Source organism: Providencia sp. PROV208 (genome assembly GCF_028479465.1).
GTDB classification, from domain to species: domain Bacteria; phylum Pseudomonadota; class Gammaproteobacteria; order Enterobacterales; family Enterobacteriaceae; genus Providencia; species Providencia alcalifaciens.
Genome location: NZ_JAMPNS010000012.1, coordinates 78,726 through 93,119, shown reverse-complemented (window position 1 = coordinate 93,119; position 14,394 = coordinate 78,726). Strand labels below are relative to the sequence as shown.

Sequence of the window (14,394 nt, the reverse complement as noted above, 5' to 3'; positions counted from 1 at the left end):
ATCTAAATAATAAAAAATGCATTTAAAATAGTGATAGGCGAAGAAAGTTTATTTTTTATTCTTTTTTTCGGCTGCTAATATTTCCTTTTTAGCGTATTATCCTGCCACTTTGTGATTTCCTAGTGCTGATAATTGCTATTTTTTTAAGCATTTTTGCACGACGACGCAACTGAATGTTTTTTAGCTAAAAACTTTTTTAATAGTGATGGCTTTCACATTTATTCCACTTGTGTGGAAAAACGTGTAAAATAACAGCAAATTAAAGTAGAAAGTATGCTTTGAGCTATATAACGACTCAATAAGCATATTCCTTTCCTGTCAATGAAACGGTAAAAATCCTTGTCAATTCAAAACTTAAGAAACATCGCCATCATCGCTCACGTTGACCATGGCAAGACAACACTGGTTGGTAAATTACTGCAACAGTCCGGTACTTTCGGTGAACGTGAAACTGTTGATGAGCGTGTTATGGACTCCAATGACTTGGAGAAAGAGCGTGGTATTACAATCCTTGCTAAAAACACCGCTATCCAATGGAATGGTTATCACATCAATATCGTAGACACCCCAGGTCACGCCGATTTTGGTGGTGAAGTTGAACGTGTTATGTCTATGGTTGACTGCGTTCTGCTGGTTGTTGATGCGATGGACGGTCCGATGCCGCAAACTCGCTTCGTAACGCAAAAAGCGTTCGACCACGGTTTACGTCCAATTGTTGTTATCAACAAAGTTGACCGCCCAGGCGCACGTCCTGATTGGGTTGTTGACCAAGTATTCGACTTATTCGTGAACTTAGGTGCAACGGATGAGCAATTAGATTTCCCTATCGTTTATGCATCTGCATTAAACGGTATCGCAGGTCTTGACCATACAGATATGGCAGAAGACATGACTCCACTGTACGAAGCTATCGTGGAACACGTTGAGCCACCAAAAGTTGATCTGGAAGGTCCATTCCAGATGCAAGTTTCTCAGTTAGATTACAACAGCTACTTAGGTGTTATCGGTATCGGTCGCATCAAACGCGGTATTGTTAAACCTAACCAACAAGTGACTGTTATCGATAGCGAAGGTAAAACTCGCAACGGTAAAATTGGTAAAGTTCTGACTCACTTAGGTTTAGAGCGTATTGATTCACAACAAGCAGAAGCGGGTGACATTGTTGCTCTGACTGGTTTAGGTGAACTGAACATCTCTGATACTATCTGCCAAGTGGGCAACGTTGAAGCACTGCCTGCGTTGGCGGTTGATGAGCCGACTGTTAGCATGTTCTATTGTGTTAACACCTCTCCATTCTGTGGTAAAGAAGGTAAGTTCGTGACTTCACGACAAATTCTTGACCGTCTGAATAAAGAACTGGTTCATAACGTTGCACTGCGTGTTGAAGAAACTCAAGATCCAGACGCATTCCGCGTTTCTGGTCGTGGTGAGCTGCACTTATCTGTTCTGATTGAAAACATGCGTCGTGAAGGCTTCGAATTAGCCGTTTCTCGTCCAAAAGTTATCATTCGTGAAATTGATGGTCGTAAACAAGAGCCATTCGAACAAGTGACCTTGGATGTTGAAGAACAAAACCAAGGCGACGTGATGAAAGCGTTAGGTGAGCGTAAAGGTGACCTGCGTGACATGATGCCAGACGGTAAAGGTCGTGTACGTTTAGACTACATCATTCCTAGCCGTGGCCTGATTGGCTTCCGTACTGAATTTATGACAATGACTTCAGGTACTGGCTTACTGTACTCTACATTCAGCCATTATGACGATGTTCGCCCAGGCGAAATCGGTGGTCGTCAAAACGGTGTTCTGATCTCTAACGGTCAAGGTAAAGCAGTTGCATACGCACTGTACAGCTTGCAAGATCGTGGTAAGTTATTCTTAGGTCACGGTGCTGAAGTGTATGAAGGCCAAATCATTGGTATTCACTCACGTTCTAATGACCTGACTGTTAACTGCTTAACCGGTAAAAAACTGACTAACATGCGTGCGTCAGGTACCGATGAAGCAACAACACTGTCACCACCGATCAAAATGACTCTGGAACAAGCTCTTGAGTTTATCGATGATGATGAATTAGTTGAAGTAACTCCACTGTCAATTCGTCTGCGTAAGCGTCACTTGACTGAGAACGATCGCCGCCGTGCAAGCCGTTCTAAAGAAGACTAATCGTTAGTCTTTGAGTTAAATAGAAAGGCGCTGTAGAAATACAGCGCTTTTTTTATGCATAAAAATCGTGCAGAAGAGCGCCTCAGTAATATTGCGGAATAAAATTCGTTGACAAGCAGCAACGTAATCCAATTTGCTTAATCGATAAATTGAAAAATAACCCTAATAATCACCATTTAGGGCTGTTCAGTTGCCCCAATAATGATTAAAGTAAATTTAATGAATAACTAAGAGGGCAATGTATGCTGTATATCTTCGATATGGGTAATGTGATTATTGATATCGACTTCAATCGTGTATTTGATAAATGGTCTGAACTGAGTGGAACCCCAAGTTCAGAAATCAAAAAGCGATTCACTTTTGGCAATATCTTCCAGCTCCATGAGTGTGGCAAAATTTCAGATATCGAATTTGCTGAACTGCTTTGTGAAGAGATGGGTATCACTCTAAGCTTTGAAGATTTTGCAGAAGGCTGGCACTCAATTTTCATCTCACTAAGACCAGAAGTCATTGATATTATGGAACGTCTGCGTGAGCAAGGTCACCGTGTTGTTGTGTTATCTAACACCAACCGCCTACACTTGGATTATTGGCCAGAACACTACCCAGAAATTGCAGCTTCCTCTGACTTCCTGTATTTATCCCAAGATTTAGGGATGCGTAAACCAGATCCAGAAATTTTCAAATATGTTCTGGAATCTGAGGAATTTGACGCCGCCGATGCCGTTTTCTTTGATGATGTTGAAGAAAACGTCAAAGCCGCAGAAGCGCTTGGTATCAAAGGTGTCCATGTTCTGAATAAAGATACGGTGCCTGAATATTTCCGTACTTACGATTTTAGTGCAGAAGTCGAATAATCCCGTTCTTAATAAGGAGTAGCGATAACGTTACTCCTTCTTTTTTATCGAGTACCCATGATTGCATTAATTCAAAGAGTCACTCACGCGAGTGTAGTTGTTGATGAAAAAACAGTGGGACAAATTGGCCCCGGTCTTTTAGTTCTGCTGGGTGTTGAAAAAGACGATGACGAGCAGAAAGCAAAACGCCTTTGCGAGAAAGTTCTTGGATATCGTATTTTTAGCGACGAACAAGGCAAAATGAATCTCAATGTTCAGCAAGCTGGTGGAAGTCTACTCGTAGTTTCACAATTTACATTAGCAGCAGATACGAAGAAAGGAATGCGCCCGAGTTTCTCTGGTGGAGCGGAACCCACAAAAGCTGACCAATTATATCAATACTTTGTTGAGCAAAGTCGTACGCAAGGTATCACGACTGAAACCGGTGAATTTGCTGCGGATATGCAAGTGAACTTGACCAATGATGGTCCAGTCACCTTCTGGTTACAAGTGTAGAAAAATCGTTTAAGGGAGGGGGAGAGATGTACCATTTACGGACACCGAAAGATGAACTTGAATTCGCTGCATATTATCAATTTCGTTGGTCAATGCTGCGAGAGCCGTTCAAACAACCCCTTGGCTCGGAAAAAGACGGTTATGACCTAACCGCTCACCACCAAATGGTGGTCGATGAAAAGAATCGTATCTTAGCGATTGGTCGCTTGTATATTAATGCAGATAACGAAGGTGCTATCCGATTTCTTGCTGTGAATCCCGTTATGCAAGGTAAAGGTCTTGGCAAGCTCATTATCATGGCACTTGAAACCATTGCAAGGCGTGAAGGCGTCAAACGCATTGTTTCCAGTGTGCGAGAAGAGGCGGTACCGTTCTTTGCAAAAATGGGTTTTGAAAGTCGCGGAGAAGCGATGGGTGAGCTCAAAACGCCAGTTCGCCATTATTTAATGATTAAGCCAATTGAGACCTTAGATCAAATTCTTCATCGCCCTGATTGGTGTGGTGAACTTCAGCAAGCTTGGCACAAATACATTCCCTTGAGTGAAAAGATGGGCGTGCGCATTGAGCAATATACGGGTAAGCGATTTGTAACGACCATGCCGGAAGCCGGAAATCAAAACCCTCATAACACCATTTTTGCAGGTAGCCAGTTTTCTCTTGCCACATTAACTGGTTGGGGAATGATTTGGTTATTATTACAAGAAAATAAGCTAGGCGGAGAAATCGTGCTGGTGGATGCCAATATTCGCTATGCAAAACCGGTTAGCGGACGCCCAACGGCAGTCGCGGATCTTTCTCATCTCAGTGGCGACCTTGACCGTTTAGCTCGAGGTAGCAAAGCACGAGTCAAATTGGAAGTGCATGTTACTAATGCAGAAAACCAAGTGGGTGCAGTGTTTAGTGGTGTATACATGGTATTACCTGAATCGAAGACAGATAAAAACGCCTAACTTAACCATGTAAAAATAAAAAGCAGGATATCTGATAGGATATACCTGCTTTTTTATTATCTATTCATTGAGATTACTGAGTCACAATAGTCGGCACGTGTCCATCAACAGGATAGGTGTTAGCCGCTGGGGTAGCTTGAGACTCTGTGGATGGCTCTTGGGAAGCCATGCTAGAGGTGACATACCCATCAACGACAGTACGGACAATACGGCTTCCCTGAAGGGGGACCGCGGTTAATTTTCCATTTAAGCTCGATGCAAGGGGCGATGCGAGTAAATCCCCTTGTAATGAGGCCTCAAAATCCCCCCACATCTGCGGTGAAAAGCCTGACCAGCCCCATTGATTCAAATTACCTAAATCAATGTTGGTGCCTGATGCACGTAATTCAAAAGGTACTTTATTCGGCTCTTGCTGTGCCAGTAAACCGATTTTTGCGATACCACGGTCAACGCTTCCACTGAGGCTGGCGGCGGTACGCCCATTACTTCCTGCTATTTCTAAAAGAGGACGGCGGATCATCACTTGATTGATGGTACCTGCATCAGCATTGAATGTCGCTTGCCCCCGCCAAATTCCCCACTGTTTTTGCTTGATGAGGTCAACATAACGAATATTGCCACTGAGCGCCGTAAATTCAAAAGGAAACTCGGGTTGAATATTCATTAGCAAAGATTGCGTGATGGTGAAGTTATCAATGGCGAATGTGGATAACCACGCTGGCGCGGGTTGAGCAAAGAACGAGAGCCAATTATCTGGCAAAGTATACAGAACCCCAGCGAGTGTTCCCTCAGTGATGGTCAGTGATTTATCATTACGTTGCCAAATCGCACTTAGATTAAAAATGCCTTTATTGTAGTAGCCTGAGAGCTTATCAATATTGAGGTTATCACCGTCAATGCTCAGCTCACCGATGAGCGTATCAACCTGTTGGTCCTGAATAACCAATTGCTCGACATTGAAATTAATATGGCTTTTGGGGCTGCTCCAACTGCCTCTGACAAGGCTAATTTGATCAATTTCGCTGCTCAATCCAGAAAGCGCCCAGTCACGTCCCTGAATATCCACATTGGTGAGCTGTAGCTGGTTAATTTGTACTGTTCGATGACTGTTTATGGCATCAAATAAGGCATCAAATGTGAGGTCATTTTGCCAGCCAACTTTATTCATCGAAAGGTTATCTATCGTGATTGAACCGTCGGAAAACCATTTGCCTTTGCCCGCTATCGAGCCATTATTGAGATAGCCACTGACTTGGCTAAAGTCTGTCACTTTTTCCTGTAATTTCCCAGTTATTGCCACATTTCTAAAGGGGAGTGAATTAACCATCATTTGGTTGGTAGTAAAACGAAAATCACCATAACCAAATGGGTTTTCAACGGTTGGTTTCCATGGCGTGATTCCACCTGTAAAACCCGCGACTTGTAATGTATTGGTCCCTTGGGTTAATTGGATTTGGCTATTTTCAAATTGCAGAACTTTCGCTGAAAGCGGTAGTGGCGTTGTTTTATCGGTAAAATTTACAGATAAGTTGCCTTGAGTCATCGTTAAACGTTGGATGGCTTCACCACTAAAAAGATGACGCCAATTGATATCTACAACAATCTGCCGAGCATCAAGACCAAGGTCTTTATTGTTAGATGCAATGGTAATGTCTTGGAAAATAAATTTACCCGGCTCAGAGAACTGGTGCCCCATGATGCCGACCTTAATATCATAAGGTGTAAATTTACTCAGAAACTGGCTTGCGTAACCTGCACCCCAGCGGGTTTGTAAGGCAATATAGCCAGCGAGCAACACAATGAAAAGAAGCAGAAAAATATAACCGATAAACTTCAATAACCCTTTCACGTTTGTCTGCTCCCTTATCAATCAGATAGAAATAGAAATCGCCGATATGTTTAATATATCGGCAACTGAAGGATAGCATACAGAAGAACCGCCGACGTGTTCAACATTTGCGGCGGTATGGGAGATTATTTTTCGTGAGGGAAAATCAGGTTCAGTACAATCGCAGTTAAGCCACCGGCAGCAATACCGGATGAGAACAGGGTTTTCAGCCAATCAGGTGCGAATTGTAGAATTAAAGGTTGCTGGGAAACACCCATGCCGACGGCAAGCGACAACGCAATGATCATAATGGCGCGACGATTAAGCGGCTCACGTGAAACAATGCGTACACCCGATGCCGCAATGGTACCGAACATAACAATTGTAGCCCCACCTAGAACAGGCTCAGGAATTTGTTGCACAAAACCTGCCACTGCTGGAAATAGACCCAGCAGCACTAACATTAGCGCGACTAAGTAACCAACATAACGGCTAGCCACCCCAGTTAATTGGATCACACCATTATTTTGCCCAAAGCAGGAGTTAGGAAAGGTATTGAATACCGCAGAAACCATGGAGTTTAGACCATTTGCCAAAACTCCACCTTTAATGCGTTTCATATACAGCGGACCACGCACTGGTTGTTCTGAGACATCAGAGGTCGCCGTGATATCACCAATGGTTTCTAAAGAAGTCACCATAAAAATCAAGATCAATGGGATCAGCAAGTTCCAATCAAAAGAGAGACCATAATAGAAAGGTTCAGGAATCGTTATCAGGGATTGCTTGGCATCACTGGCTTGTGCTGTTGGCAGCATATCCATCCACCATGCAGCAAGATAGCCTACCGCCATCGCAATCACTAAAGAAGCAACACGTAGGTACGGATTTTTCTGACGAGTTAGCAAAATAATCACGGCTAAAACAATACCGGCTAGAATCAGGTTATCAGGGGAGCCGAAAGTATTATTACTCAGCGCGCCGTAACCACCACCGATAGAGGTTAAACCGACTTGAATTAACGATAAACCAATGATCATCACGACAACACCTGAAACTAGCGGCGTGATAACTCGGCGAGCCAAGTGTAAAAAGCGAGATAAGATGACTTCAGTCAGCGCTGCGACCATTAAAGTGCCGAATAATGCTGCCATCATTGACGGAATATCGGCTCCGCCTTGCTTAAGTGCAACACCACCCATAATCAATGGTGCAACAAAGTTGAAACTGGTGCCTTGAATTGACAGTAACCCAGAGCCGATAGGACCCCAAGCACGGATTTGAATTAATGAAGCAATTCCTGAAGCAAACAATGACATGCTAATAATGCGCTGGGTATCGTGAGCGGGTAGCCCAAGTGCTTGGCAAATCAACATTGCAGGGGTGATAACGGCGACAAACATCGCTAATAGATGTTGCCCTGCAGCAAATAGAGCCTGAGGAAGCGGAGGTCTATCTTCAAGGCGGTAGATCAGTTCACTTTGATTTTGTACTGTTTTTTCAACATTTTGTTCTTCAGATGCCGTTGCGTTCATTGTTCCAGTTCCACTAGCAAAAAGCGCATTTTAAAGAGAATAATACAAAAAGCAATCGTTTGCGCAAAAAAATTAAGTTGGGTTTTAAATTAAGAGCGTCACATTTTTATATGTTTTAACTTGTATTTATCGCGATTTTTTTTTCTAATCCCTGCACCTGCTTTTGGCGTTTTAAGGAAAAAAATAACGTCTAATTAGTTTTAAATAATATTAACAACAGACGAGGTACGTAAATGTATCATCTCGATGTCTACGGCACACTGGTCGCAGCCACGCTAGTGCTATTACTCGGACGTAAACTGGTAAAATCGGTTTCATTTCTTGAAAAGTACACCATCCCTGAACCCGTAGCTGGGGGATTATTAGTTGCTTTTAGCCTGTTAGTGGTTAAGCAAGTTTTTGACTGGAGCCTTTCTTTCGACTTATCACTGCAAGAACCGATGATGCTTGCATTCTTTGCAACCATTGGTTTGAATGCCAACTTAGCTAGCTTAAAAGCTGGTGGTAAGGCATTGTTAATCTTCATTTTTGTCGTCGTCGGTTTATTACTGGTTCAAAATACAGTCGGTATCGCACTCGCGAAATTATTAGGTCTAGACCCTCTGATGGGACTATTAGCTGGTTCAATCACTTTATCGGGTGGTCATGGTACTGGTGCTGCATGGGGTAAAATCTTTACGGAAGATTACGGCTTCAAGAGTGCAACTGAAGTTGCGATGGCCTGTGCAACTTTTGGTTTAGTACTTGGTGGACTCATTGGTGGTCCTGTTGCACGTTTCTTAATTCGTAATATCCCAACACCGGGTACTGCGGATGAGGACAAAGATGTTCCTACCGCATTTGAAAAACCACAATCCAACCGTATGATTAACTCAATGGTGCTGATTGAAACTATTGCGTTGATTGCTATCTGTTTATTGGCAGGAAGTTGGATTGCAGGGTTACTAGCAGGTACGGCATTTGCACTGCCGAAATTTGTATGTGTCTTGTTTGTCGGGGTTATTTTAAGTAACAGTTTGTCTTTACTTGGTTTTTATCGAGTATTTGACCGCGCAGTGTCTGTCATGGGTAACGTTAGCCTATCCTTATTCTTAGCGATGGCTCTCATGAGTTTAAAACTGTGGGAACTGGCATCTTTGGCGATCCCAATGTTAGTTATTCTCGGCGTTCAAGCTTGTGTAATGGCGTGTTATGCGATTTTTGTTACCTTCCGAGTCATGGGCAAAAACTATGATGCTGCGATTTTGGCTGCAGGTCATTGTGGCTTCGGTTTAGGGGCAACACCAACGGCTATCGCTAACATGCAAGCCGTGACGGATAAATTTGGTCCATCTCACTTAGCATTCTTAGTCGTACCAATGGTTGGTGCATTCTTTATCGATATTGTGAATGCGTTAGTCATCAAGTTCTACTTGTGGTTACCCGTTTTTCCAACAATTGGCGGTTAACACGCAATAAGTATTTAAGTAAATACAAACATATATAACTAAATGTATAAATAAAGCAGGTATTGCCGTGGACATGGATGTGTTCACGGCAATTTTCATTTTAGGTGGGCGAAAAAAGTCGGTGAGATAAAAAGAGCTTAAGCGTGACTGTATTGCTCGCGTTCGGGAAGCCAGCGCTCAATAATCTTCTGAGCATGTTCAGGGTAGTTTTGTTGTATGTGGCGTGCGAGACGTTGCACTTCCGGCAACATATACTGATCGCGCAATAAATCAGCGACTTTAAAGTCAGCATTTCCCGTCTGTCTTGTGCCTAATAGCTCTCCTGGTCCGCGGATCTCCAAATCTTTTTGAGCAATCACAAAGCCATCGTTGCTGTCACGTAAAACCTGCAAGCGCTGCTTAGCAGTATGGGTGAGTGGCGTTTTATAAAGCAGTACACAGTGCGATGCAACGGAACCACGACCAACCCGCCCTCGTAACTGGTGCAACTGCGCTAGCCCAAGTCGTTCTGGGTTATCAATAATCATTAAACTTGCATTAGGAACATCGACACCGACTTCGATTACGGTGGTAGCAACTAACAACTGAATTTCGTTATTTTTAAAAGCCGCCATGATGCTCTGCTTTTCGGTAGGCTTCATTCTACCGTGTACCAGACCTACTTTGAGTTCAGGTAATGCAAGTGCGAGTTCTTCACTTGTGGCTTGAGCTGCTTGGGCTTCAAGTACCTCAGAATCATCAATTAATGTACATACCCAGTAAGCTTGTCGTCCTTCCTCTAAACAAGCTTGGCGAACACGTTCGACAATGTCGCTACGTCGCGAATCAGGAATTGCGACGGTGGTGACTGGTGTTCTTCCCGGAGGAAGTTCGTCAATCACTGATGTATCTAGGTCAGCATAGGCGGTCATCGCTAGCGTGCGTGGGATTGGCGTGGCGGTCATAATTAATTGATGAGGATGGAAACCTTGTTGTTCACCTTTCTCACGCAACGCGAGCCGCTGGTGAACGCCAAAGCGATGTTGCTCATCGATGATGACTAACCCTAATGAATGAAAGCTAACGTGTTCTTGAAAGATTGCATGAGTACCAATCACCATAGAAACTTCGCCATTAGCAATAGCATCTTGCTGCTGCTGGCGGGCTTTACCTTTCTGTTTTCCAGCCAACCAGCCAACTTTAATCCCTAAAGGCTCGAACCATTGTTTAAATGTGCTCGCATGCTGCTCTGCGAGGATTTCAGTCGGTGCCATTAATGCCACTTGTTTGCCATTTTCAATGGCGCAAATTGCGGCTAAGGCAGCGACCAAGGTTTTTCCTGAACCGACATCGCCTTGGATCAAACGCATCATCGGTGCATTTTTGTGTAAATCAGCTTCGATTTCCGCGACAACGCGTTTTTGAGCATTGGTTGGAGAAAAGGGTAAATTTGCCAGTAGCGGTGCTTTCAATTTTCCTGTGGAAATCAATGGCTCGGCATAGAGTCGTTCATTACCTGCTCGAATCGCAAGCATGCTTAAATGGTGAGCAAGTAGTTCTTCTAGGATCAAGCGCTTTTGAGCGGGATGATGACCTTTTTCCAACTCGTCTAATGAGACATCGGGCGGCGGGTTGTGCAGCAGCCGAATTGCGTCAGGTAAACTAATTAAGCTACGGCTAAATTCTTCAGGAAGTAGTTCCTGAATGTTACTGCTGTCTAACATGGCGATCGCTTGATCTATCACTTTGCGCAGTGTGGCTTGGCGAACGCCTTCAGTTGTCGGGTAAACCGGTGTTAAGTTTTCTTGAAGGGTGACATTATCCGCTTCTTGGGACACTTTATATTCAGGGTGAATAATTTCAGGTCCAGTATTACCGCGCCGTACTTCGCCATAAGCGGTAACTTGGCGACCTTCTGCTAAGCTATTTTTCATCGCAGCAGAAAAGTTGAAAAAACGCAGAGTTAGATTGCCTGTACCGTCGCTTATCAGGCAGGTCATCATACGTTTGCGACCAAATACCACTTTGGTTTGCAGAACTTCGCCAGTGATAGTGGCGGTGGTGCCGGGCATGAGGTCTTTAATGTGGTATAAACGCGTATGATCTTCATAACGAAGTGGAAAATGTAGAAGCAGGTCCTGAACGGTGTTCAAACCTATTTTACGCATTTTTTCTGACTGGCTGGCACCAATGCCATGCAGTGAAGTCAGTGAAATGGTATTAAGTAGACCACGGTTCATGTCGATTCCTTAGCTGAGTTGTTTTCTCTTCATTTTTTCAGAAAGCTGCATGTGTGCCCACCAAATATCATCGGCTTCTATTTGACCCTGTTGGTTAATATATGGGCGAGGAAGACCTTTGCGTTTTGCGACTTCGGCGAGTACGGGATATCCCCCCTCAAACAGCCACTCTTGTTGTTCCTGCTCAGATAATAGACTATTTTCGCGATCATACATGCCTGCCAATTGGCGCTGGCGCTGGGCTTCATACAAAATAAGTGCAGAGGCGACGGAGACATTGAGTGACTGAACCATTCCAACCATAGGAATGATAATATGCTGATCTGCAAGGGCTAATGCTTTGTCGGAGATCCCCGTTTTTTCCTGTCCCACCATAATACAGGTTGGTTGGGTATAATCAATTTCGCGAAAATCAACGGCACTATCCGATAGGTTAGTGACTAGAATCTGCATTCCTTGGGATTTTATTTGAGAAATTGCGTTTTCAGTGGATTGATGGGGGATGACCTTTACCCAGCTATTGCTTCCCGCAGCGGAAGACACGGAAAGTTTAACGTGTTGGTCTGGCCAAACAGCATGAATATTGTGGATCCCCACGGCATCAGCACTGCGCACAATGGCAGAAACATTATGGGGTTTATGGATCTCTTCGAGGCAGAGAGTTAGGTCGGGCTGCCGCATCGCCATCATTTGGCAAATGCGGCGATAGCGGCGTTCATTCATAGTATGTTTTGGTATTTTTTAATTATATCAATTAATTACGATTTCGACTGACACGAAGTACATCAGGCATAATACGAATTTTACGCATGACGTTTGCCAATTGAATTCGGTTTTTAATTGATAAGCGAATAAAGGCACAGTAAACACGACCATCTTTTTCTTCGGTATTCATGCTTTGAATACTTGAATTCGCGTCATTGATAGCTGCGGTCAAGTTAGCCAATGCACCTTGATGGTTTATCATATCGACTTTAATTTCAGCGATAAAATCAGTATCTGTCTCGGTATCCCACTCGACAGCCATAAATTTATCGGGTTCTTTTTGGTAACCGCGAATATTACGGCAAGACTCATGGTGAATAACCAAACCTTTACCTGGGCTAATATGCGCAATAATAGGGTCCCCAGGGATCGGGCGACAGCATTTTGCGAAGGTGATCAAGACACCATCAGCACCTTTGATAGACAGTTTATGACGGTTTTCTGTAATAACAGGCTCTTCAACTGCATTTGGTTGAGCACTTTGAGGGTTATTTTGTAAGTTGCGTGCAACCACAACACTCATGGCATTACCTAAACCAATCTCAGCGAGCAAGTCATCAACAGAGTGCAGCTTCATGCGTGCTAATTCAGCATCGATGCTTTCACGTGGAATATCGGTGATTTTTGTTCCTGCACCTAACGCATGATTGAGTAGACGACGACCTAAATTGACAGAGTCTTCGCGTTTTAAATTTTTCAGCAGTTGGCGGATTTTCGCACGAGCTTTGGAGCTCACGACAAAGTTTAACCATGCAGCGTTTGGTCGAGCTCCCGGAGCAGTAATAATTTCAACTGTTTGACCACTCGAGAGTGGTTGGGAAAGCGGGTAAGGTTGGCGATCAACACGTGCACCGACGCAGGCATGACCGATGTCAGTGTGAACAGCGTAAGCAAAGTCCACAGGGGTTGCGCCTGTCGGTAATTCGACAATACGACCTTCAGGAGTGAAAACGTAAATTTCGTCAGGAAACAGGTCTGATTTTACACTTTCAATAAATTCAAATGAGCTCCCCGCACTCTGTTGGAGTTCGAGTAAGCTTTGCATCCAGCGCTGTGCTTTTACCTGTGCTGTGGTTCCCTGCTCCCCTTGTGCTTTGTATGCCCAATGAGCAGCAACACCCATTTCTGCCATTTGATCCATGTCTTCAGTACGAATTTGTACTTCAACAGGAACCCCGTGAGGCCCGATTAAGGATGTATGTAGGGATTGGTAACCGTTAGCTTTAGGAATGGCAATATAGTCTTTAATACGCCCCGGACGAGGTTTATAGAGACTGTGCATTTGACCTAAAACACGGTAACAGGTATCAACGTCTTCAACGATGACGCGAAAGGCATAGATATCCATAATCGAATGGAATCGCTGCTCTTTTTGATGCATTTTTCGATAAATAGAATACAGATGTTTTTCTCGACCGCTGACGGTACAAGGTATACCTGCTTCAGTTAATCGACCGTCAATTTCCGAAAGGATTTTTTGGATCATTTCTTTGCGGTTACCTCGGGCGGATTTCACCACTTCCTTGATAACTCGATAACGGTTTGGATAAAGCGCTTCAAAACCTAGCTCTTCAAGCTCAGTTTTAATATGGTGGATACCTAAACGGTGCGCGAGGGGACTGTATATTTCCAGCGTTTCACGCGCTATGCGGCGACGCTTATCGGGTCTAAGTGACCCAAGCGTGCGCATATTGTGAGTGCGGTCTGCCAGTTTGATCAAAATGACACGGATATCTTTAACCATTGCCATGATCATTTTGCGGAAGTTTTCTGCTTGAGCTTCTTTCTTGTCGCGGAAATTCAGCTTATCCAGTTTGGAAACGCCTTCAACAAGCCCTGCAACGGTGGTTCCAAACAATTGCTCGATGTCTTGAAATGTCGCTGGAGTGTCTTCAATCACATCATGAAGTAGCGCAGCCATCAGTGTTTCATGATCCAAACGCATTTCAGCCAGAATACAAGCAACGGCAACAGGGTGAGTAATATAAGGCTCACCACTGGAACGGGTTTGTCCTTCATGGGCATCCCGTGCGACAACATAGGCTTTTTTCAGTAACTCAACTTGCTCCTTAGGGAGATATTGCTGAATTATGAGATTTAGGCTTTCAAACAGATACAAGGCAGACCCACCTTA

10 protein-coding genes are annotated in these 14,394 nt (G+C 43.9%); 5 read left to right on the top strand and 5 right to left on the bottom strand.

Annotated features, from left to right (window positions below; translation table 11 throughout):
• The first annotated feature begins 339 nt into the window (after window positions 1-339).
• The 4 genes from typA to fabY all read left to right on the top strand — a co-directional run bounded on the left by typA (window position 340) and on the right by fabY (window position 4,465).
• Entirely contained in the window at window positions 340-2,163 is a 1,824-nt protein-coding gene (typA, locus tag PR766_RS10640) for a ribosome-dependent GTPase TypA (protein WP_006663067.1), read from the top strand.
• A 242-nt stretch (window positions 2,164-2,405) separates the two neighbouring features.
• Complete coding sequence (gene yihX, locus PR766_RS10635) at window positions 2,406-3,020, top strand: glucose-1-phosphatase (protein WP_006659607.1); 615 nt, start codon at window positions 2,406-2,408, stop codon at window positions 3,018-3,020.
• Window positions 3,021-3,077: 57 nt separating this feature from the next.
• Window positions 3,078-3,515 (top strand): D-aminoacyl-tRNA deacylase, encoded by a 438-nt coding sequence (gene dtd, locus PR766_RS10630; RefSeq protein ID WP_006659606.1) that lies wholly within the window; start codon window positions 3,078-3,080, stop codon window positions 3,513-3,515.
• 26 nt (window positions 3,516-3,541) lie between these two features.
• Window positions 3,542-4,465, top strand: coding sequence for a fatty acid biosynthesis protein FabY (gene fabY, locus PR766_RS10625; protein ID WP_006663066.1), 924 nt, complete (start codon window positions 3,542-3,544; stop codon window positions 4,463-4,465).
• Window positions 4,466-4,538: 73 nt separating this feature from the next.
• Here fabY and PR766_RS10620 read toward each other — a convergent pair whose 3' ends face one another.
• Window positions 4,539-6,314 (bottom strand): AsmA family protein, encoded by a 1,776-nt coding sequence (locus tag PR766_RS10620; RefSeq protein WP_230086759.1) that lies wholly within the window; start codon window positions 6,312-6,314, stop codon window positions 4,539-4,541.
• 125 nt (window positions 6,315-6,439) lie between these two features.
• On the bottom strand, window positions 6,440-7,828 hold the full coding sequence (locus tag PR766_RS10615) for a uracil-xanthine permease family protein (RefSeq protein WP_154635992.1): 1,389 nt from the start codon (window positions 7,826-7,828) through the stop codon (window positions 6,440-6,442).
• 233 nt (window positions 7,829-8,061) lie between these two features.
• Here PR766_RS10615 and gltS point away from each other — a divergent pair, with 233 nt between their 5' ends.
• The gene (gene gltS / locus PR766_RS10610) at window positions 8,062-9,276 is read left to right on the top strand and encodes a sodium/glutamate symporter (protein WP_006659602.1); all 1,215 of its coding nucleotides are present in this window, start codon (window positions 8,062-8,064) and stop codon (window positions 9,274-9,276) included.
• Window positions 9,277-9,413: 137 nt separating this feature from the next.
• Here gltS and recG read toward each other — a convergent pair whose 3' ends face one another.
• Genes recG through spoT form a run of 3 tightly spaced genes read right to left on the bottom strand, consistent with a single transcriptional unit; the run spans window position 9,414 to window position 14,379 of the window.
• Entirely contained in the window at window positions 9,414-11,495 is a 2,082-nt protein-coding gene (gene recG, locus PR766_RS10605) for an ATP-dependent DNA helicase RecG (RefSeq protein WP_154635993.1), read from the bottom strand.
• Window positions 11,496-11,504: 9 nt separating this feature from the next.
• The gene (gene trmH / locus PR766_RS10600) at window positions 11,505-12,218 is read right to left on the bottom strand and encodes a tRNA (guanosine(18)-2'-O)-methyltransferase TrmH (RefSeq protein ID WP_006663062.1); all 714 of its coding nucleotides are present in this window, start codon (window positions 12,216-12,218) and stop codon (window positions 11,505-11,507) included.
• Between the two features lie 31 nt (window positions 12,219-12,249).
• Window positions 12,250-14,379 carry a bifunctional GTP diphosphokinase/guanosine-3',5'-bis pyrophosphate 3'-pyrophosphohydrolase gene (gene spoT / locus PR766_RS10595; RefSeq protein WP_006663061.1) on the bottom strand — a complete coding sequence of 710 codons (2,130 nt, stop codon included), beginning with the start codon at window positions 14,377-14,379 and terminating at the stop codon, window positions 12,250-12,252.
• Between the last annotated feature and the right edge of the window lie 15 nt (window positions 14,380-14,394).